Annotated in this window: 18 protein-coding genes and 2 pseudogenes; 5 read left to right on the top strand and 15 right to left on the bottom strand. The window is 72.0% G+C overall.

Annotation, left to right across the window (positions count from 1 at the left end; translation table 11 throughout):
- Positions 1–50: 50 nt before the first annotated feature.
- From ACFY2Z_RS19645 to ACFY2Z_RS19635, 3 genes are all read right to left on the bottom strand, one after another.
- Entirely contained in the window at positions 51–1484 is a 1434-nt protein-coding gene (locus tag ACFY2Z_RS19645; RefSeq protein WP_390745378.1) for a GNAT family N-acetyltransferase, read from the bottom strand.
- A gap of 272 nt (positions 1485–1756) precedes the next feature.
- Positions 1757–3343, bottom strand: coding sequence for an alkaline phosphatase D family protein (locus ACFY2Z_RS19640; RefSeq protein ID WP_390745377.1), 1587 nt, complete (start codon positions 3341–3343; stop codon positions 1757–1759).
- A gap of 134 nt (positions 3344–3477) precedes the next feature.
- Positions 3478–4308 (bottom strand): alpha/beta fold hydrolase, encoded by an 831-nt coding sequence (locus ACFY2Z_RS19635; protein WP_390745376.1) that lies wholly within the window; start codon positions 4306–4308, stop codon positions 3478–3480.
- Between the two features lie 341 nt (positions 4309–4649).
- On the opposite strand from ACFY2Z_RS19635, the gene ACFY2Z_RS19630 reads away from it, so the two are divergent.
- Positions 4650–5411: a GntR family transcriptional regulator gene (locus ACFY2Z_RS19630; RefSeq protein ID WP_390745375.1), complete on the top strand. Its 762-nt coding sequence runs from the start codon at positions 4650–4652 to the stop codon at positions 5409–5411.
- Between the two features lie 139 nt (positions 5412–5550).
- Here the strand turns inward: ACFY2Z_RS19630 and ACFY2Z_RS19625 are convergent, their stop codons facing one another.
- Entirely contained in the window at positions 5551–6708 is a 1158-nt protein-coding gene (locus ACFY2Z_RS19625; protein WP_390745374.1) for an ROK family transcriptional regulator, read from the bottom strand.
- 109 nt (positions 6709–6817) lie between these two features.
- Complete coding sequence (locus ACFY2Z_RS19620; RefSeq protein ID WP_390745373.1) at positions 6818–7432, bottom strand: TetR/AcrR family transcriptional regulator C-terminal ligand-binding domain-containing protein; 615 nt, start codon at positions 7430–7432, stop codon at positions 6818–6820.
- A 127-nt stretch (positions 7433–7559) separates the two neighbouring features.
- Here ACFY2Z_RS19620 and ACFY2Z_RS19615 point away from each other — a divergent pair, with 127 nt between their 5' ends.
- Positions 7560–8294 (top strand): SDR family oxidoreductase, encoded by a 735-nt coding sequence (locus ACFY2Z_RS19615; RefSeq protein ID WP_390745372.1) that lies wholly within the window; start codon positions 7560–7562, stop codon positions 8292–8294.
- A gap of 81 nt (positions 8295–8375) precedes the next feature.
- On the top strand, positions 8376–8819 hold the full coding sequence (locus ACFY2Z_RS19610; RefSeq protein WP_390745371.1) for a hypothetical protein: 444 nt from the start codon (positions 8376–8378) through the stop codon (positions 8817–8819).
- Here the strand turns inward: ACFY2Z_RS19610 and mug are convergent.
- From mug to ACFY2Z_RS19565, 9 genes and pseudogenes are all read right to left on the bottom strand, one after another.
- Positions 8797–9378, bottom strand: a complete 582-nt coding sequence (gene mug / locus ACFY2Z_RS19605) for a G/U mismatch-specific DNA glycosylase (RefSeq protein ID WP_390745461.1) — start codon at positions 9376–9378, stop codon at positions 8797–8799. The two genes, ACFY2Z_RS19610 and mug, sit on opposite strands and share 23 nt — an antisense overlap.
- A complete protein-coding gene (gene purB / locus ACFY2Z_RS19600; protein WP_390745370.1) occupies positions 9375–10817 on the bottom strand; it encodes an adenylosuccinate lyase in 1443 nt (480 codons plus the stop codon). The genes mug and purB overlap by 4 nt, the downstream gene beginning before the upstream one ends.
- Before the next feature lie 337 nt (positions 10818–11154).
- Positions 11155–11485: pseudogene (locus ACFY2Z_RS19595) on the bottom strand (DUF4326 domain-containing protein); the annotation flags it as partial.
- A gap of 24 nt (positions 11486–11509) precedes the next feature.
- Positions 11510–12298, bottom strand: coding sequence for an SGNH/GDSL hydrolase family protein (locus ACFY2Z_RS19590; RefSeq protein ID WP_390745369.1), 789 nt, complete (start codon positions 12296–12298; stop codon positions 11510–11512).
- A 101-nt stretch (positions 12299–12399) separates the two neighbouring features.
- Complete coding sequence (locus ACFY2Z_RS19585; RefSeq protein ID WP_390745368.1) at positions 12400–13413, bottom strand: hemolysin family protein; 1014 nt, start codon at positions 13411–13413, stop codon at positions 12400–12402.
- Positions 13410–14735, bottom strand: a complete 1326-nt coding sequence (locus ACFY2Z_RS19580) for a hemolysin family protein (protein ID WP_390745367.1) — start codon at positions 14733–14735, stop codon at positions 13410–13412. The genes ACFY2Z_RS19585 and ACFY2Z_RS19580 overlap by 4 nt, the downstream gene beginning before the upstream one ends.
- Before the next feature lie 168 nt (positions 14736–14903).
- Positions 14904–15326: pseudogene (locus ACFY2Z_RS19575) on the bottom strand (GNAT family N-acetyltransferase); the annotation flags it as partial.
- 172 nt (positions 15327–15498) lie between these two features.
- On the bottom strand, positions 15499–18078 hold the full coding sequence (locus ACFY2Z_RS19570; protein WP_390745366.1) for an ABC transporter permease: 2580 nt from the start codon (positions 18076–18078) through the stop codon (positions 15499–15501).
- 7 nt (positions 18079–18085) lie between these two features.
- The gene (locus tag ACFY2Z_RS19565; RefSeq protein ID WP_390745365.1) at positions 18086–18925 is read right to left on the bottom strand and encodes an ABC transporter ATP-binding protein; all 840 of its coding nucleotides are present in this window, start codon (positions 18923–18925) and stop codon (positions 18086–18088) included.
- Between the two features lie 239 nt (positions 18926–19164).
- Between ACFY2Z_RS19565 and ACFY2Z_RS19560 the strand changes: the two genes are divergently transcribed.
- Both ACFY2Z_RS19560 and ACFY2Z_RS19555 read left to right on the top strand, forming a co-directional pair.
- Entirely contained in the window at positions 19165–19437 is a 273-nt protein-coding gene (locus tag ACFY2Z_RS19560) for a toxin-antitoxin system HicB family antitoxin (RefSeq protein ID WP_390745364.1), read from the top strand.
- Entirely contained in the window at positions 19434–19808 is a 375-nt protein-coding gene (locus tag ACFY2Z_RS19555) for a fic family toxin-antitoxin system, toxin component (protein ID WP_390745363.1), read from the top strand. Before ACFY2Z_RS19560 ends, ACFY2Z_RS19555 begins: the two co-directional genes overlap by 4 nt.
- A gap of 5 nt (positions 19809–19813) precedes the next feature.
- Here ACFY2Z_RS19555 and ACFY2Z_RS19550 read toward each other — a convergent pair whose 3' ends face one another.
- On the bottom strand, positions 19814–20500 hold the full coding sequence (locus tag ACFY2Z_RS19550) for a class I SAM-dependent methyltransferase (RefSeq protein WP_390745362.1): 687 nt from the start codon (positions 20498–20500) through the stop codon (positions 19814–19816).
- Positions 20501–20763 lie beyond the last annotated feature (263 nt).

Below are 20763 nucleotides of genomic sequence, written 5' to 3'. Positions count from 1 at the left end.
CGGCGGAGTACGCCGGGCCGTTCCGTGTGCCGCACGCCGTGCGCGCGGCCTCAGTCCTGGGCGCCCTTCGCGCCGTGCTGCTCGTAGGCGTGGTCGTAGGGCAGCCTCGACGCCACCGGAGTCGCCTCCAGGCGTGCCGTGATGACGAGGACGCCCTCCTCGATCTGGTAGTCGAGGGGCAGCCCGAGGCCGCGCATCGCGGCGACCATGCCCGTGTTCGACGCCTGCGTGACCGCGTAGACGCTCTCGCAGCCCGCCTCGACCGCCATTGTCACCAGACGGCCGAGGAGTTCGCTGCCGATGCCGCGCCGCTGCCACTCGTCCTCGACGAGCAGGGCCACCTCCGTCTCGTCGCCGTCCCACAGCAGATGCCCGAGGCCGACGACGCGCCCCGACGGGGTCTGCACCGCGAGCGTGCGGCCGAAGCGGGGGCTGAGCAGGTGGTTGAGATAGCGGTCCGCGTCGCCGACGGGTCCGTGGTACCGCATGCTCAGGGTGCGCGGCGAGCACCGGTCGTGCATGTCCTTCGCCGCTTCGAGATCCGAGGTGTCGGCCCGCCGCACGGTGATCGCGGTGCCCTTCGGCAGGGTCAGTACGTCCTGGCTGCGGGGGATGCGCGGACCGAGCCGGGCGTCCAGTTCGACCAACGCCCGCGCCCGCGCGAACTCCGTCGGCGTGAACGGCAGATACGGCCGCTCCACCATGATCACCCCGCCCTCCGGCGCCCGCAGCCGCATCACCGTGTCCTCCAGGGCCCCCTCGACGGGAGCGTCCGCCTCCGGGCGTCCTGAGCCGGGGGAGCGGGCGGGCAGGGAGCGGATGGTGCACCGGCCGAGCAACTGGCGGAGCGCGAGCGGGAGTTCCGCCGCGTCGAGCGCGGTGCGCGTGGCCAGGCTCAGTATCCGGGTGGGAGCGTCCACGAGGTCGTGCGCGTCGGCCCGCTCGATCCAGGTCTCGGAGCCTCCGGAGAGCGACACGGCCCGCGTGATCTCGCTCGCCTCCAGCTCGGCCGGAGCCCGCAGCAGGAACTCGTCCACCGTGCCCTCGGCCAGGGGATGCGTCTGCAGGCTCAGGATGTCGATCCGTTGCCCGGCCAGCGCCGTGCACAGCGCGGCCAGGGTGCCCGGCTCGTCCTGCACCGTGGTCCGCATCCGCCACAGGGAGGTCGCCCCGGCGGCCGCGTCGCGCTCGGACGGCCCGGCCTGCCGCTCGTCGCCGGGCGGCCGGGCGCCGGTATCACTCGTCGGGGGTGCGTGACCGTGGCGGCGTGACCACCAGATGTGGAAGCCGGCCGTCGCGACCAGGGCCACGGCCGAGAGTCCCAGCAGGGCGGGACCGTCGGGGCCGTGCCCGATCAGATCGGCGGTCACGTCCGCCACCGCCACCGCCGTGAACAGGGCGGCCAGCTCGATCAGGTCCCGTCGCCAGTGGTGGACCGGGCGACCGTGCTTCGCACGCGTCACATCAGACATGTCAGGAGTCATGCAACCACTGTGGAGGAAGGGTGTTGCGTGATCACAAACGCTTTGTGTCTGATGGGTAAAGTATACTTCTGTCCTTTTTGTTGTTTTTTTGACGAAGCTTTTGCGTGTCACCGGCACCGGCCGCCGCGCACCGGGGGATGACTCCGGTGCGCGGCACAGTGATCGAGGGTACGCGAGCCGGCCGCCCGCGGTGGACCACGCGGGCCCTCCACGCGGCCCTCAACCACCCGGCGGGTCAGGTGAGTTCAGTGGAGACGCGGGGGCGCCGCCGACTACTGCCCGACCCGCCCCGGCTGCAGCACCTGTGTGAAGAGCACGGTCCCGTCCTGCTCCCGCAGCCGGACCGTCAACTCCCCGCTGCCACCGTCGATGTCGACCTCGCCGAAGAACTGGTAGCCGCCCGCGGGGGAGACGTTCGAGTCGGTCGGCGCCTTCACGAACACCCGATCCGGGCCGAACGTGTTGTCGAGCGCGCTGGCCGGGAACGCACCGGCGTTGAGCGGCCCGGAGACGAACTCCCAGAACGGCTCGAAGTCGGTGAACGCCGCGCGCGAGGGGTGGTAGTGCTGCGCCGAGGTGTGGTGCACATCGGCCGTCAGCCACAGCGTGCCCGTGATCCGGCGGTGCTTGATGAACCGCAGCAGCTCGGCGATCTGCAGCTCCCGCCCGAGCGGCGCGCCCGGGTCCCCCTGGGCGACCGCCTCGAAGTCGGGCAGGTTCTCCATGGGGTCCGGCACGACCAGGCCGAGCGGCATGTCCGCGGCGATGACCTTCCACACCGCGCGCGACCGGGCGAGCTCCCGCTTGAGCCACTCCAGCTGCTCGGCGCCGAGGATGCCCTGCGGGTCCACGGTCTGGTGGTCGGTCGAGTTGGCGTTGCGGTAGGTGCGCATGTCGAGGACGAAGACGTCCAGCAGCGGACCGTGCCGCATGACCCGGTACACCCGGCCGTTGCGGTCGCCCGGCTCCAGCGTCGAGATCGGGAAGTACTCGCTGAACGCACGCCGGGCGCGGGCGGCGAGCACGTCGATGCTCTTCTCGGTGTAGCGGGTGTCGGAGGAGGCGATCACCTCGCCGGGGTACCAGTTGTTGCGGACCTCGTGGTCGTCCCACTGGATGATCGACGGGACCTGGGCGTTGAACCGCCTGAGGTTCTCGTCCAGCAGGTTGTAGCGGAAGTTGCCGCGGTACTCGGCCAGCGTCTCGGCCACCTTGGACTTCTCCTCGGTGGTGATGTTGCGCCAGGTGCTGCCGTCGGGCAGGGCCTGGGTCGCCGAGATCGGCCCGTCGGCGTAGATGTTGTCGCCGCTGCACAGGAAGAAGTCCGGGTCGAGCTTCGCCATCGCGTCGTAGATCCGGTAGCCGCCGCGGTCCGGGTTGATGCCCCAGCCCTGGCCCGCGAGGTCGCCCGACCACAGGAAGCGGACCCCGTGGTGTCGGCCGAGCGGGGTCGTGCGGAAGGTGCCCGTCACGGGTTCGCCGGTGCGCCGCGGGTCGTGCGGGTCGGCCAGCAGCACACGGTAGTGGATCTGTTCGCCGGCCGGCAGCCCGTGCAGTCGTGTGGTGCCGGTGAAGTCCGTGTCCGCGCCGAGCAGCGGGCCCTGCCATCTGTGCGGATTGCGGAACGACTCCGTCGCCGAGGTCTCGACGATCATCCGGGCGGGGCGGTCGGAACGCACCCAGACGAGACCGGAGTGGGCGGTCACGTCGCCGGCCTGGACACCCCATCCCGCCTTCGGGCGCCCCGACAGGGCGAACGCGGGTGCCGCGCCGAGCGTGGTGGGCAGAGCGAGGGCCGCGGACGCGGCCAGCGAGCCGCGCAGCACGCTGCGGCGGCCGGGGAAGGGACGGTGTGACATGAAGGCGCCTCCGGTGGACGGTTCCTGCCAATGGGCACTGTCACAACTACTGGTGCGCCGCAGCGCACACGGAAACCGGAAGTGAACAACCGCCCGGGGTGACACGGGGACCGCGGGGCCCGCCCCCCGCACGCTCAGCGGCTGCCGTCCAGGATGACCCGCGCGACCAGCGCCGGATCGTCGTTCATCGGCACATGTCCGCAGCCGGGCAGTCGCACCAGGCGTGCCTTGGGAATGATCTGCTTGGCGCGGACACCCTGACGGCGCATCAGGATCCGGTCCCGGGTGCCCCATGCCACGGTGACGGGCAGCCCGGGCAGGTCCTCCGCGAACTGCACGGAGGCGCCCCCTCGGAGGGTGTCGGCGAATCCCTCGGCGCGGGCCAGCGCCAGCGTCTCGGCGACGACGGCCTCGGGCGAACGGCGGCCCGGGCGGGCATAGATGGTGCTCGTCAGTACCGTGCGCCCGGCCGCCGTGCGCGAGAGCCGCTCCACCACCGGCACCGGTATGTTCCGCGCGGTCCGGCGCATCGCGAGGAGCACCGTGAACGCGTACCGCCGCTCCGCCGGGGTCCAGAACCCGGCGGGCGAGAGCGCGGTGACGGACCGTACGAGGTTCGTGCGGCCCAGTTCCAGGGCCAGCAGACCGCCCAGGGAGTTGCCCGCCACATGCGGACGGCCGAGCTCCAGCGCCGTGCACAGCGCGCCGAGCGCGGGCACCACCGTCGACAGGTCGTAGGCGAGTCCGTCCGGCAGGGCCGGGGACGCGCCGAAACCGGGGAGGTCCACCGCGATCACGTCGCGCTCGGTGGCCAGGATGTCCACGACCGGGTCCCAGGCCTGACGGTGATGGCCGATGCCGTGGAGCAGCAGAAGCGGTTCGCCGGTGCCCACGCGCGCGTACGAGACGGTGACGGTCCGCGGGCCGTGCGGGGAGGGGACGCTGAAGGAGACCGTGGCGGCCATGCTGCTGCTCCTCGTCTGGGACACGCTGGTGATCGCTGTTCGTAGACAGCTTGTCAGCAACTGCTACCGGCCGGTAGGCCGCGGTCGTGCCCGGCCCGAAACGCAAAGCTTCCGTACATGAACATTCGGGTACGAAAGGGTTCGCCCTCATGTCGTCCGTGTCGCGCACCGCGAACGCCGCGTGAACGCCCCGCGGCATCGCGTTCCTGTGCCGCGTAAGGGATCGAGGATTGGTATTGACCAAGGGTGGGGGCCGCCCTATGGTCGCAGAGAAGTGCAACAACCTTTAATAAACAAGGGCGCTAAAACGCCGTCGCACCACGGCGATTGCGGAGGACAGGGTGGGGACCACGCAGCTCGAATCGGTGCCGGAACCTAAGTACTGGCATCTCAAGACCGTGCTCACCGAGGCACTCGACTCCGAGTTCTCGGTGGGCGAGATCCTGCCCAACGAACGCGATCTCGCGGCCCGCTTCGGCGTCGCTCGTGCCACGCTCCGGCAGGCACTCGAACAGCTCGAACTGGAAGGGCGCCTCCAGCGCCGCCGCGGAGTCGGTACGACCGTAGCCCCGCCGCGCGTGGGGGTCGCGGTCGGCGCCGAGCGGCACCAGTGGCCGGGCGCCGCCGGGGACGCCTGGCAGCCCGTCGACTGCGCGAGCGCGGCCCCGCCCGCCGCCGTGGCCGATCTTCTGGAGACCGACCGGGACGAGCGGGTGCACACCGTGCGGCGCTCCCGGACGACCCACGGCCAGCCTGTCGCCGCCGAGCTGCTCTACATCCCGGACTCCTCGGTGCCCGACCTCTCCGCGATCGACTCGCCCTCCGGTGCGGCTCGCGCGCGTGCCGTGCTGCGCGAGCTGCAGCACCTCGGGCTGGAGGACCAGGACCAGTCCGTCGAGCTGGGCTCGGCCAGCGCCGAGGACGCCAAGGAGCTGGACCGGCTGCCCGGCGCGCCCGTCCTCGTCGTCACCACCCGCTACCACGCCGGTGGCCGCACGGCGGCGGTCTCGCTCGCCACGTACCGCGCCGACACCTGCCGGCTGACCTTCGGCGCCTCGGGACATGTCGAGATCCACCACGATCCGGAGCGCCGCGCCTCCTGATCACCGAGAGCCCTGTCCGTCGCGCCCCGGGAATCCGGGGCGCGACGTTTTGTGCGGGCGTGGTGTGCGTACGCCGACGGGCCGGGCCTGCGTCCGACGCGTACCGCACACCCACGCCGTCGGACCCGCCCCGTCGGGTTCAGCGTCGCGCCGTGACCGTGCCCTCCACCGCGAACAGTTGCTCCTCCACATGGTCAAGGGCCAGCCGCAGCGCCCCCGTCGCCACGGCGGCCTCGCCGAGCCGTGACAGGGTCACCTTCGGCGGGCGCAGACAGTAGCGGTCCAGCTCCTGGCGCAGCGGATCCAGTACGCCGTCCAGGCCCGCCGCCCAGCCGCCGATGACGACGAGTTCGGGATCGAGGGCCAGGGCGAGGGCGGCCACATCGTGCACCAGCCGCTGGATGAACCGTTCCACGGCCGCGCGGGCCCGCTGGTCGCCCTCCCGGGCGAGCGCGAAGACATCGGCGACCTGCTGTTCGTCCAGCGGTTGCAGCGGTTCGTCCGTGGTCGACAACAGCTTCTCCGGAGCCGCCTCGCGGCCCAGCAGATGCAGGGCGCCGATCTCCCCGGCCGCCCCGCCGTAGCCACGGTGCAGTCGTCCGCCGATCAGCGCGCCGGCGCCGGGACTCAGCCCCGCCAGCACGAAGACGACGTCGTCCGACTCGGTGGCCGCCCCCTTCCAGTGCTCGGCCACGGCCGCCGCGTTGGCGTCGTTCTCGACGAGGACCGGGCACTTGAAGGAGCGGCCGAGCCGTTCGCCCAGCCTCAGCCCCGTCCACTCCGGGAGGGCCGTGCCCAGACGCACGGTGCCGTCCGCCTCCACGATCCCGGGGCTGGCGACGCCCACCGCGCGCAGGGAGTCGCGTGCCACGCCCGCACGGCGCAGCAGTTCGGCGACCGTGCCCCGCAGCCGGTCCAGACGTTCGTCCGCCGGCGCCGACTCGGAGATCTCCTTGGACAGCGAGCCCAGTTCCCGCCCGCCGAGATCGGCGAGGAGGGCGGTCACCCGGTGGGCACCGACGTCCAGACCCAGCAGATGGCCCGCCTCCGCCCGGAACCTGAACCTCCGCGCGGGCCGCCCCTGTCGGCGGGTCGCACCCCCCTCGGCGGCCTGCTCCACCACGAGTCCGGCCTCGATCAGTCCCTCGACCACACCCTCGACGGTCGGCCGGGACAGCCCGGTCACCGTGGTGATCTCGGTGAGCGTCGCGCAGTCCGTGGCGCGCAGCGCGTGCAGCACCACCGCGGAGTTGATCCTTCTGAGCAGAGAGGGGTCCCCGCCGGTCAGCCGCCCCAACGTCCGTCCTCCCAGCTCGTGCGCGTGTTGGGCGGATCGTACTCGGCACCGCGCTCACCCGCGAGGGCCGGGCGGCAGCAGAGCGGAACGGGAACCGCCGGGTGGCGGTTCAGGCCCTGACGCCGTGCATGAGGTTCGCGACCAGGCTCACCGCGAACTCCTCGGTGAGGGGCAGGTTGGGCATCAGCAGACGGTGGTAGCAGGCACCCCAGAGCTGGTCGACCAGCACCTCGGGGTCGACGTCGGCGCGCAGTTGGCCGCGCGACCGGGCCCGCAGCATCGTCTCCACGGCCAACTCCCGCCGCGGGCCGGAGTAGCGCTTCAGCAGGGCGGCGGACAGATCGGGGTCGGTCTGCGCCTGGCCGATGAGTTCGGCGATCACCCGTCCGGCAGGAGTCCGGGTGACGACATGGACGAACGCACGGAGCTGCGCCGTGAGATCGGCCTCGATGTCGCCGCTGTCGGGGAAGGTCAGCGCGGACTCGACGGCGTGGAAGTAGCCGTCGAGGGCGAGTGCCCCCTTGGACGGCCACCACTTGTAGATCGTCGTCTTGCTGACGCCGGCCTTGTCCGCGACCGCCTCGATGGTGAACGGGCCCATGCCCCCCTCCAGCAGCAGGGCACCGGCCGCCTCCAGGGCGTCGGCGCGCACCTCGGCCGCGGGCCGCCGCCCCCGGCCGCGCCGCACCCGCGAGGACCTCTCCCGCTCCGATGGCTCCGGCATCCTCTGTCCTCCCGTATGCGTGTGACCGGATACCCACCCTCACATATGGACGACGCGTTCACAAAATGCTTTTATGGACGCGCCGTCCATAAGCGGGGTCGTTGATCAAGAGAGAAGGGGCAGCACCATGTCCGACACCACACGCGTCGCACTAGTCACCGGGGCCTCCGGGGGCATCGGCCGCGCGGTCGCCCGGCGGCTGGCCGCAAACGGCATGGCGGTCGCCGTCCACTACGCGGGCAACAAGGCCGCCGCCGACGAGACCGTCGCCGCCATCGAGGAGGCGCACGGCCGGGCGATCGCGGTGACCGGCGACGTCGCCGACGAAGCCGCCATGGCCGAGGCGTTCGACGCGGTCGAGCGGGCCTTCGGCGGGATCGACGTCGTGGTCCACACCGCGGGCGTGATGCTCCTCGGTCCGGTCGTCGAGTTCGACCTGGACGCGCTGGACCGGATGCACCGCACCAACGTCCGCGGCACATTCGTGGTGGCCCAGCAGGCGGCCCGCCGCGTCCGCGGCGGCGGCGCCGTCGTCACCTTCTCCACCTCCGTGACCCGGCTCGCGTTCCCCGGCTATGCCGCCTACGCCGCCGGCAAGGGCGCCGTCGAGGCCATGACGCTGGTGCTGGCCCGCGAGCTGCGCGGTCGCGACATCACCGTGAACGCCGTCGCGCCCGGCCCCACGGCGACCCCGCTGTTCCTCGACGGCAAGGACAAGGAGGCCGTGGACCGGCTCGCCGCGCAGTCCCCGCTGGAGCGTCTGGGCACGCCGGACGACATCGCCGAGACCGTCGCGTTCCTCGCCGGACCGGGACGGTGGGTCAACGGCCAGGTGGTCTTCGCCAACGGCGGCATCGCCTGACGGACGGCACGGAGACCGAACGTCTCCCGCCGGTTCCTGACGCCGTGCCAATTGTCAGTGGCGGCCGCTTTACTGGACTGCATGGACATCGCGAGGTACCTCTCCGTCATAGACCTGCTGTGCGCCCGGGAGTTCCCCGCGGCGCGCGGCAGGACGGAGCACGGTGAGAGCGGGCCCGGATATCACACGGCCGCTTTACAGACGAGCGGCGAGTTCTGGGAGGACGGCGGCTGTGAGCGGGAGGAGACGGCGGCGCAGTACGAGGCCGACCGGGACGGCCTCGGCGAGCGGCTGACCGAGCGCTGGGGGCCGCCCCACATCTTCAGCCTCTCCAGCGTTCTCGACCGGGCCCTGCGGGGCGAGAACGTAGAGCAGCCCTGGGCCGCCCTCAGCGGGCACATACCGGACGTCCAGCTGTGGAAGTCGGCCGAGGCGGGCCGGTGGGTCGCCCTCGGGGTCTCCCAGTGGGACAAGGAGCTGCCGTTCCAGCTCCTCGCGGTCGTCACGGAGACGGATCCCCCGTGACCCTCCCGGCCGGCGGTTGCTCCGCGGCCGTCCGCAACCGGGCGAACTCCTCCGCCATCGTCACCGCCGTCCAATGCGCGTTCAGACCACTGGGGTTGGGCAGCACCCACACCCGGGTCGAGCCGATCGTCCGCTGCTGCGGGCCCACGGCGGCCCCTCGGTCCGCGAAGGCCGCGCGATACGCGGTCACCCCGACCACCGCCAGCCACGCAGGCCGCAGCCGCGCCACCTTGGCGGCGAGGACCCGCCCGCCCTGGCGGTACTCCTCGGGGCCCAGCTCGTCGGCCCGTGCCGTCGCCCGCGCCACCACATTGGTGATACCGAGCCCGTAGGTGAGCAAGTCCCGCTGCTCCGAGGGTTTCATCAGCCTCGGTGTGAAGCCGGACAGATGCAGCACCGGCCAGAAGCGGTTGCCGGGGCGGGCGAAGTGATGGCCCGTCGCCGCCGTCATCAGACCGGGATTGATGCCGCAGAAAAGCACCTTGAGGCCGTCCGCGACCACGTCCGGCACCAGACGGTCGCGGGCGGCCTGAAGTTCCTCCGGGGTGAACCGGGTCAGAGGATCGCCCCCGGGGTGTAGCCGGCGGCCTCGGGGTGCTGCTTCACGATCTCCTCGACGCGACCCACGACCGCGGCGACCTGGTCGGCCGCGGCGCCCGTGAAGGACAGCTTGTCCGCCATCAGCGCGTCGAGCCGTGCGCGGTCCAACGGGATGCGCTCGTCGGCGGCCAGCCGGTCCAGCAGCTCGTTGCGCTCGGCGCCCTGCTCGCGCATCGCGAGCGCGCAGGACACGGCGTTCTCCTTGATGGCCTCGTGGGCCACCTCCCGGCCGACGCCCGCGCGCACCGACGCCATCAGCACCTTCGTCGTGGCGAGGAACGGCAGATAGCGGTCCAGCTCACGCGCGACGACGGCGGGGAAGGCACCGAACTCGTCGAGCACCGTCAGGAACGTCTCCAGCAGACCGTCCAGCGCGAAGAACGCGTCCGGCAGCGCGACCCGGCGCACCACCGAGCACGACACATCGCCCTCGTTCCACTGGTCGCCCGCCAGCTCGCCGGTCATCGAGGCGTAGCCGCGCAGGATCACCATCAGGCCGTTGACGCGCTCGCAGGAGCGGGTGTTCATCTTGTGCGGCATCGCGGACGAGCCGACCTGGCCGGGCTTGAAGCCCTCGGTCACCAGCTCGTGGCCGGCCATCAGCCGGATCGTCTTGGCCAGCGACGACGGCGCCGCCGCCAGCTGCACCAGGGCGGTGACCACCTCGTAGTCGAGCGAGCGCGGGTAGACCTGGCCGACCGAGGTGAAGGCCTGCGAGAAGCCCAGGTGACCGGCGATGCGCCGTTCCAGGTCCGCGAGCTTCGCCGCGTCCCCGCCGAGCAGGTCGAGCATGTCCTGGGCCGTGCCGACGGGGCCCTTGATGCCGCGCAGCGGGTAGCGGCCGAGCAGCTCCTCGACCCGGCCGTAGGCCACGAGCAGTTCGTCGGCGGCGGTCGCGAAGCGCTTGCCCAGGGTGGTGGCCTGCGCGGCCACGTTGTGGGAGCGGCCGGCCATGACCAGCTCGCCGTACTCGGCCGCGAGCTTGCCGAGGCGCGCCAGCACGGCCACCGTGCGGCCGCGCACCAGCTCCAGGGAGAGCCGGATCTGCAGCTGCTCGACGTTCTCCGTCAGATCGCGGGAGGTCATGCCCTTGTGTACGTGCTCGTGTCCGGCGAGGGCGTTGAACTCCTCGATCCGGGCCTTCACATCGTGCCGGGTGACCTTCTCGCGCTCGGCGATCGAGGCGAGATCGACCTGGTCGAGCACGCGCTCGTAGTCGGTGATCGCGGCGTCCGGGACGTCGACCCCCAGGTCCTTCTGGGCCCGCAGCACGGCGAGCCAGAGCTGCCGCTCCAGCCTCACCTTCTGCTCGGGGGACCAGAGCGTGGCAAGCTCGGCGGAGGCATAGCGTCCGGCGAGGACGTTCGGGATTCGGGGCTTTGCGGGCGCAGCAGTCACGTGTACGGATTCTACTGGCGATTCCTGCAGGCCAGCGCCATCGGGTGATTCGGCGGAACCTACGAGACCGCCGTCGCGCTGTCCCGGGCGTCCGGGTGCGCGACCGAACGCGGCTGCTAGGGGGTGTCTGACATTCGCGCCGGATAAGCGCGCGGCGTCTGGTGCGGTGCATCGCAAGGCGGAGGATCATCCGCGTACCGGACGCACTCGGGTGATCCGACAACGCGACGAGGTGCCGTGCCTGGGGGCACCTCCCAGCCGCCAGGCTGGGGGAGTCGCGCGCCCGGCGGGAATCGTCAGACACCGCCTGGGAGCGGCGTCCCGTCTGCCTCGGCTTGTCCGCGACCTCCGCCAGGACGTCCCCGTGGCACAGCTCGGGGGCGCACCAAACAGGCGAGCGTCCTACCGCGCAGCCCGGGCACCTGGTCCAGCAGCTCGGGGCGTGCCATCAGATACTCCCGGTACTTGGCCATCACCTCGGCCCGGGTCCCGTCGCGCTTCTTCTTCCCGGTGTCGATCTGGAACGGGTTGAACAGCGGGTGCCGGGGCAGGTTCCAGCCGCCCCTGACCAGGCGGCGGCCGATGTGGACGAGGTCGCCGCGGGCGTGTTCCAGCCGGGGACCGAAGTCCTGGAGACGGCCCTTGAGGTTGATCACCCTGGTGGTCATGCGCGGCTCCCTCCGGAGCGTTCACTACTCCTGGACGGCCGGATCCTGGTACGCCAGCAGGTCCGGACGCTTGGCCGGGCGGCCGTCCCCCGACGAGCGGCCCGTCAGCCGCCGCCCTATCCACGGCAGCAGATGCTGCCGGGTGAAGCGGACGTCCGCGGTCCGGCGCGCGAGCCAGCCGGGCGGAGCGCTCGGCGGCATCGGCGTACGCCACTGCGTATCCTCCGCCTCGTACCCGAGGGTCTGCCATACGGCCTCCGCCACCCGGCGATGTCCTTCGGCCGTCAGATGCAGCCGGTCCACGTCCCACATGCGCGGATCGGACAGCGAGGGCGCGCCGTAGAGGTCGACCACGAGCGCGCCGTGCCGCTCGGCGAGCTCGTCGACGCAGGCGAACAGCTCCTCCATACGAGGCCGGAAGCGTTCGAGGACCGGGCCCTGACGGCCCGGGCTGCGCATCAGGACGAGCTGCTTGCACGAGGGGGCCAGCCGCTCCACGGCCTCGGTCAGCAGGCCCCGTACGCGGTCCATGTCGCACTTGGGCCGCAGCGTGTCGTTCAGACCGCCGACCAGGGTGATCACATCCGGCCGCATCGCGGCGGCGAGATCGACCTGCTCGTCGACGATCTGCTTGATGAGCTTGCCGCGCACGGCCAGGTTGGCATACCGGAATCCGGGCGTCCGGGCGGCCATCCGGCCCGCGAGGACATCGGCCCAGCCGCGGTACGAGCCGTCGGGAAGCAGGTCCGACATGCCTTCGGTGAAGGAGTCGCCGACCGCGACCAGGCTGGTGTGGGTGGGGTTCGTCTGCATGGCGCCGACGATCGTATCCCGAGGCCATACCCGCCGGTCGGTCGGCCTGTCCCGTCCGGTGCGGGGCCACCGGCCGTCGGCTCCGTGCCGCGCCCCGGCGGTCAGGGCCGTCGGCCGAACAGCTCGCGCAGGACGTCCTCCATGGTGACCAGGCCCGCCAGACGGCCGTCCGCGCCCTGGACCGCCGCCAGATGCGTACGGCTGCCGCGCATCGCCGTCAGCACGTCGTCCAGCGGTGTGCTCTCCCGTACCCGGGCGATGGGCCGCATGTCGCGCAGCCGGAACGGCTCGTCCCGTGGAGAGGCGTCCAGTGCGTCCTTGACGTGCAGATAGCCGCTGATCCTCCGTCCCTCGTCCACCACCGGGAATCGCGAGAATCCGGACTCGGCCGACAGCCGCTCCAGCTCCTCCGGAGTGATGCCCACGCGCGCGTACACCACGCGCTCCAGCGGTACCACCACGTCACGCACGGGCCGCCGGCCCAGTTCCAGGGCGTCGTGCAGCCGCTCCTGGGCGCGGTCGTCGATCAGCCCGGCCTCGGTGGAGTCCGTGACGAGCCGGGCCAGTTCGTCGTCCGAGAAGGTGGCCGTGACCTCGCTCTTCGTCTCCACCCGCAACAGCGTGAGCAGCCCGTTCGCGATCGCGTTCACGGTGAAGATCACCGGTCGCAGGGCCCGGGCCAGAGCGACCAGCGGCGGGCCGAGCAGCAGCGCCAGCCGCACCGGCTCCGCGAGCGCGACGTTCTTCGGCACCATCTCGCCCAGCAGCATGTGCAGATACGTCGCCAGGGCCAGCGCGATCACGAACGACACCACCCGGCCCGCGCCCGGAGGCACGCCGACCGCGTGGAACACCGGCTCCAGCAGATGCTCGATCGCGGGCTCGGCGACGACACCGAGGACCAGGGTGCACAGGGTGATGCCGAGCTGAGCGGCCGCGAGCAGCGCCGACACGTGCTCCAGGCCCCACAGCACACTGCGGGCCCGTCGGTCGCCCGCCTCGGCGTGCGGCTCGATCTGGCTGCGGCGGACGGAGATGAACGCGAACTCGGCGCCCACGAAGAAGGCGTTCGCGACGAGCGTCAGCAGACCGATCAGCAGCTGGACGAGGGTCACCGCTCCTCCTCCCGCTCGGGGGCCGGCGCGTGCAGAAGCAGCCGGGCGGCCCGGCGTCCCGTCGCGTCCACGACCTCGACGCACCACCCGGCCACCTCGACGCTGTCCCCCTTGGCCGGTATTCGCCCGAGCTCCGTCGCGATCAGCCCGGCGAGGGTCTCGTAGGGACCCTCGGGCACCCGCAGCCCGACGCGCGCGAGCTGGTCCATACGGGCCGAGCCGTCGGCCGAGTACAGTGCGCGGCCTGCGGCGTCCGTGCCCGCCGGGGCCAGATCGGGTGTCTCGTGCGGGTCGTGCTCGTCGCGCACCTCGCCGACGACCTCCTCGACGATGTCCTCCAGGGTGGCGACCCCGGCGGTGCCGCCGTACTCGTCGATGACGACGGCCATGGTGTTCTTGCCGGAGAGCCGGTCCAGCAGCCGGTCGACGGTGAGGGACTCGGGGACGAAGAGCGGTTCGCGCATCATGACCGCGACCGAACGGTGGGGCCGCGCGTCCGCGGGCACGGCCACGACGTCCTTGATGTGCGCGATACCGACGACCGAGTCCAGGCCGCCGCGGTAGACGGGGAAGCGGGACAGTCCCGTCGCGCGCGTCGCGTTCGCCACGTCCTCGCAGGTCGCCTGGGCGTCCAGGGCGATCACCTGGACGCGCGGGGTCATCACGTTCTCCGCGGTCAGGTCGGCGAGGTTGAGGGTGCGCACGAACAGTTCCGCCGTGTCCGCCTCCAGCGCGCCCTCCTTGGCGGAGTGCCGTGCCAGCGCCACCAGTTCCTGGGGGCTGCGCGCGGAGGCAAGCTCCTCGGCCGGTTCGAGGCCGAAGCGGCGGACCATGTGGTTGGCCGTGTTGTTCAGATGCGTGATGAACGGGCGGAACGCGGAGCTGAACCAGCGCAGGGGCGTGCCCACCCGCTTGGCCACCGCGAGCGGCGAGGAGATCGCCCAGTTCTTGGGCACGAGTTCGCCGACCACCATCAGGAAGACGGTCGACAGACCCGTGCCGATGACGAGGGCCACGGAGGTGGCCGTCGCACGCGACAGGCCCAGCGCGCCGAGCGGGCCCGCGATCAGCTTGGCGATCGACGACTCGGAGAGCATGCCGACCACCAGGTTGGTGACCGTGATGCCGAGCTGGGCGGCCGAGAGCTGGAACGTCAGATTCCGTACGGCCTTGAGCGCGCCCGCCGCGCCGCGCTCACCCCGTCGTACGGCGAGGTCCAGTTCGCTGCGCTCGACCGTGGTGAGCGAGAACTCCGCCGCGACGAATCCGCCGCAGGCGAGCGAGAGCAGGATCGCCACCACCAGAAGGAGCACTTCGGTCATCGGGTCACCTCCGTCCCGGGATCGGCCGGGGACGCGGCGACCGCGCGAGGTCGGGCTCCGGGAGGCTCGCTCTTCGGCTGATGCTCACACATCTCCATGGTGGGACGGGTTGACCCCGTGCGAGGACCGTTCATCCCCTCCATGGTAAAAGATCGGCAAAGTCGCACCGTTCGCCAGGGGCTTCACCCAGCGGCGCCACTGCTCCTCGGGCGCGTAGCCGGCGGCCCGCCACGCATACTGGGCCCTCTCGTTGCGCTGCAGCACCATCGCGTCACCACGGCGCCCGCCGAGCCGTACGAAGCGCTCCTCCGCGGCGGCCAGGAGTGCCGAGCCGATACCGCGCCGCCGCCGGTCCGGGTGCACCGCGAGCCGGTACAGATGACAGCGCCAGCCGTCGAAACCGGCGATCACCGTGCCGGCCAGTGCGCCGTCCTCCTCGGCGAGGAGCAGCGCCTCCGGGTCGCGGGCGAGCAGCCGCTCCAGCCCGTCGCGGTCGTCGCTGATGCTCGTGCCTTCGGCGGCCGCCTTCCAGAAGGACAGCACGGTGTCGAGGTCCGCGGGCTCGGCGGCCCGTATCCGCAGTTCGCTCATGCGATGATCAGATCATGCTGGGTCGGGCGGTACGGCAGGATCGGCGCGACCGGGCCGGGGCACTCGCTCGGACGGCTGCCGGGACGATCCGGGGGTGCTCGGACGACCGCCGGGGCGGACCGGCCGCGCTCCGAACTCCTCCCGTCGCCACACGACTTCGCCAGGGACGCGATCACTCGTGCGCGATCGCCGCCAGCACATTCATCCGCGAGGCGCGCAGCGCGGGCAGCAGTGCGGCCACCACGCCCACGACCGCCGATCCCACCACGACGGCCACGATGGTGCTCCAGGGGATCGCCAGCGCCTTCATGCCCTGCAACGCCAGCACCCGGTGGATGCACAGCCCCCACACCAGCCCGAGCGCCAGCCCGAGGACGGCCCCGAACACGGCGATCACCACGGACTCCAGCCGGATCATCCGGCGCAGCTGCCGCCGGGCGAGCCCGATCGCACGCAGCAGCCCGATCTCCCGGGTGCGCTCGACGACCGACAGGGCCAGGGTGTTGACCACACCGAGCACCGCGATGACGATCGCCAGGCCGAGCAGCGCGTAGACGAGATAGAGCAGCACCGCGATCTGGTCGTGCACCAGCTTCTTGTAGTCGGCCTGGTCCCGGACCTGCACCTGGGGGTACGGGGCGAGCGCCTGCTCCAGACGGGACCGCAGCCGGTCCTTGGGCGTGCCGGGGGCGGCGTTCACATACAGCGCGGAGTCCTGTGCGTTCGGCACGTACTTCTGCAACGTGTCCATCCCGAGAAACAGCCCGCCCTCGGTGCCGAACCCGTCCGAGGTGCCCTGGTCCGTGAGCGCGCCGACCCTGAGGCCGGCGCTGCGCCCGTCCGGGAACCGGACGGGCAGGGTACTGCCGACATGGACGCCGTGGTCCTTCGCGAAGGTCACGTCCATGGCGAGGGCGCCGTCCGCGAGCGCGGTGGCGGTGTCCCCCCGGACGTAGTTGATGTGCGCCACGGCGTCCAGCGGCGGGTCGTAGCCCCCGGCGGTCGTCTCGACACGGCTGCCGTCCGGCAGCCGGAGCGCCACGGGGGTGAACCGCTGGCGGACGACGAGCCCCGCGCCGTCCGTGGCCCTGACCCGGTCGGTGATCTCCTTCGAGAAGGGCTGGAAGTTGCCGTTCTGCACCACGAAGTCGGCGCCCAGCGTCTTGTCGATCTGCTGGTCGAACGACTTGGACATGGAGGTGCTCGCCACCGACATCCCGGCGACCAGGGCGATCCCGACCATCAGCGCGGAGGCGGTGGCGCCGGTGCGGCGCGGATTGCGCAGCGCGTTGCGCTGGCTCATCCGCCCGACGGTGCCGAAAAGGGCGGGGAAGGCGCCACCGAGCACCCGGATCACGGGCCGCACCAGCAGCGGGCCCGCGATCACCGTGGCGAGGAGCGTGAGGACCACGCCGAGCCCGAGCAGGGAGGCGGCCGGCGTGGTCTGGTTCGCCCGTACGCAGCCCGCCAGCGCGCCCGCGCCGAGCGCGCCGATGATCGCCCCCGCCACCGCGCGGATCGTCAGGGGCCGTCCCACGCCGGCGACCTCGGCGTCCGCGAGGGCGGCCATGGGGGAGACGGCGGCCGCGCGCCGGGCCGGGAGATACGCGGCGACGAAGGTGACGCCGACCCCCACGACATACGCGGCGACGGGGGTCCCCCAGCCGATCACCATCTCGGTGGACTTCAGGTTCATGCCGAAGGCGCCCATCAGCCGGATCAGTCCGGCCGCGAGCCCGATCCCCGCGGCGAGTCCCAGCGTCGCGGAGACCAGGCCGAGCAGCAGGGCCTCCGTCAGCACGGACCGGCGCACCTGCCGCCGGTCGGCGCCCAGGGCGCGCAGCAGGCCCAGTTCACGGGTGCGCTGGGCGATGAGCATCGAGAACGTGTTGACGATGAGGAACACACCGACGAGTACGGCGATGCCGGCGAAGCCCAGCATCACGTACTTGATCACGTCGAGGAACGCGCCGAGCTGGTCGGTGCCGGACTTGGCCTGCTCGCCCGCGGTCCTCAGTTCGTAGGACACGGAGCCGCCGGACGAGGGGAGCGCCGCCGCGATCCGCTCCTTGAGCCGCGCGTCGGTCAGGCCCGGGGCCGCGTCGACCGAGATGGCGGTGGCCGTGCCGGGCCGGCCGAGCAGCCGGGTCTGGGCGGTCGGGGTGTCCAGGAAGACCAGGGCGGCGCCCGGGTTGGTGGTCGTGAAGGTGGCGATCCCGACCACTCGCACCGTGAACGAGCCGGGCTGCGCGAGCACCCTCAGCGTGTCGCCGATCCGCACCTGCTTGTGCCGGGCCGTGTCCGCGTCGAGCAGCGCCTCCCCGGGGCCGTGCGGAGCGTGCCCCGAGGTCAGCTTCACGGGGCTGTGGTCGGTGACGTACCAGTTCTTCGCGATGGTGGGCGCGCCGGTGGTCGGGCCCACGGGTTCGTTCCTGTGGTCGACGACCGTGATGTTCCGGACGGCGACATCCACATGGGCCGCCGCCACCCCGTCCAGCCGGGCGATCCGCCCGGCGAGCGAGGCGGGCAGGGTGGCGGTCACCCCGCTCGGGAGCGGCGAGGCCAGGTCCTCCTTGGGGCTGACCGTCACATCGGCCGCGGTGGAGGCGAACAAGCGGTCGAAGGTACGGGTGACCGTGTCCGAGAAGATCAGGCTGCCCGCGACGAACGCCACCGACAGCACGATCGCCAGGGCCGAGAGGGCGAGCCGTCCCTTGTGCGCCAGGAAGCTGCGCAGTGTCGCCTTGAGCACGGTCGCCTCAGTCCTCGCGACGGGCCGCGTCGTCCCTGCCCGCCGGGACCGTGCCGGCGTGGGGCGCCTGCTGATGCCCGCCGGCGAACAGACGCATGCGTTCCAGCACCGCGGGTGCCGTGGGCCGCGCCATCTCGTCCACGATCCGCCCGTCGGCCAGGAACAGCACCAGGTCGGAGTGGGCCGCCGCGCCCGGGTCGTGCGTCACCATGACGACGGTCTGCCCCAGCGCGTCGACCGCCTCGCGCAGAAAGCCCAGCACCTCCAGGCCGGCCCGGGAGTCGAGGTTGCCCGTCGGCTCGTCCGCGAAGATCAGTTCGGGGCGGGAGACGAGCGCGCGGGCGCATGCGACGCGCTGCTGCTGCCCGCCGGAGAGCTGCGCAGGCCGGTGTGACAGCCGGTCGCGCAGCCCGAGGGTGTCGATCACCTGGTCGAGCCACTTCCGGTCGGGCCGACGGCCCGCGATGTCCATGGGCAGGGTGATGTTCTCGGCCGCGTTCAGCGTGGGGACGAGATTGAACGACTGGAACATGAAGCCGATCCGGTCCCGGCGCAGCCTCGTCAGTTCGCGGTCCTTCAGGCCGGTGATCTCGGTGTCGCCCAGCCACACCTGCCCGGCCGACACGGTGTCGAGCCCGGCCAGGCAGTGCATGAGGGTCGACTTCCCGGAGCCCGAGGGGCCCATGACCGCGGTGAAACGGCCGCGTGCGATGTCCACGTCGACCGCGTCGAGGGCGAGCACCGTCGTCTCGCCCGCGCCGTACGCCTTCGTCAGCCCCCGGGCGCGGGCGGCGACACCGTCCGCCTCCCCGCGGCCGGGGGAGTGCTCCGCAGCAGCAGTGGACAAGGCCGCCTCCTCGGTCGTGGACGTTCCGGCCTCTTCGCTCGTCCTGTCCCGCACGAGCGTAATGTGATGCGCGGCACACCCGGTATCCCTCGGAGCCCAGAGCATGCCCCCCTCAGGGGTCCTGTCCAGGTCACCGGCGTGTCCGCCGGGCCGGCGGCGCGCGGGGGCGCTCGCCCCCGCGGGGCGCCGGACTCCACGCCCCCTTGCCGGTGCTAGCGCCACGGCGCTAGCGTCGAAGCATGGCGAAGACCCAGCTGAACGTGAGGGTGGACGAGGACACCGCCCGAGCCGCCCGCGAACGTGCCCTGGAGCGCGGTATGAGTGTCAATCGCTACATCGAGGAACTGGTCCGGCAGGACACGGGCGAGGCCGGCCACACGTTCGTCGAGGCCGCCGCCGACTTCATGAAGCAGTACGAGTCCGTGTTCGCCGAGGAGTTCGGGTCCGCCCTCGAGGGCCGGGCCGAAGGCCAGGGGGCGCGCCGGGGCGAGGGCACGTCGCTGAGCCGTTGAGCCCTCTCAGAATCGACCTCGCCTGGCTGCTGATGGTCGCCGAACAGAAGACACCCGGGGATCCCCAGGTCACCGACTGGGGAGCGCTGGTCGCGGCGGTGAGCCGGCACGAGGCGGAGATATTCGGCGTCCCGGTCTACGACACCCCGCACACACGCGCCGCCGCCCTGCTCCAACTCCTGCTGCACATACCGGCGCTGGAGCGCTCGAACGCGCTGTTCGCCTCCGCGGTCGCCTACGCCTATCTCGTCGCCAGCGGTGTCAAGGTCGTCACCTCGCCGGAGCAGGTGCGCGATCTGGCCCGGCTGGTCAAGAGCGGTGTGGCCTCGGTCGACGACATCGCCCGTGAGCTGCGGCAGTGGAGCCTGTGACGTGACTACTCCCCGCGCTCGGGCCGCCAGGCGGTACCCAGCACGCAGTACGACATCGGCAGCCGCGGCCCCTGCTCCGGCATGAACGTCGTTCGGTAGGGGCCCAGTTCGAAGCCCGCGGCGCGCAGGGCCCCGACCGGGTCCCGGGAGAGATGGCAGCCCCCCATGAGGGGCGGCCAGACCGTGCGGTCCAGGGCCCGCTGGACGTACCGCATCGCCGGTCCCCCGCCCGCTCCGTGCTCGAAGAACCTCACACTCCCGCCGGGCCGCAGCACCCGCCGCACCTCGGCGAGGGCCCGGGCCACGTCGCGCACGCTGCACAGCACCAGCGAGAGGACCGCCGCGTCGAAGGCCTCGCTCTTGACCGGCAGCGCCTCCGCCGCACCCGGGGCCACGTCCACGGGCACGCCGATGCGCAGGGCCTCCTCGACCGCCCGCCGGCGCAGGCGCCGCTCCGGTTCGATGGCGACGACCTCCGAGACCGTCCGCGGATAGTGGGCGAAGTTCAGCCCGTTGCCCGCCCCGATCTCGATCACCCGGCCGGACAGTCCGGCCAGCAGCCGGTCCCGTATCACCCCCACACCGCCGCGGGTCTCGGCGGCCATACTGATCCGTTCGTAGGCGCGGGCGAAGAGCGGATGGTGCACGGTGTCGAGCGACTGCGCACGGGGACGGGCGGACCGTGGCGCCATGAGCACCTCCGGGGGAGGAGACGGGCCTTATGGGGAGTTTCCCCGCGCTCACCGTCCGCATCCCCACCGCCGCAGGGTTCTGCTCTCCCGAGTGACATGAACCACCTCGGCGGGAAATTCGGCTCGGCGTGCAAGAAACGGGCCGCTGCGCTCATTGCCCGTGAGAGAGCCGAGGCGAGGGGACGGCGCGTGAACCATGCCCAACGCTTCCGGGACGACCATGAGGAGTGCTGTCCGCGTGTCCTCGCCTACGCCACCAGCCT

It is taken from the genome of Streptomyces sp. NPDC001222 (assembly GCF_042896945.1).
GTDB lineage: Bacteria > Actinomycetota > Actinomycetes > Streptomycetales > Streptomycetaceae > Streptomyces > Streptomyces gibsoniae.
Note: the sequence above shows the minus strand (reverse complement) of the source record. Positions and strands in the feature narration are given on the sequence as shown.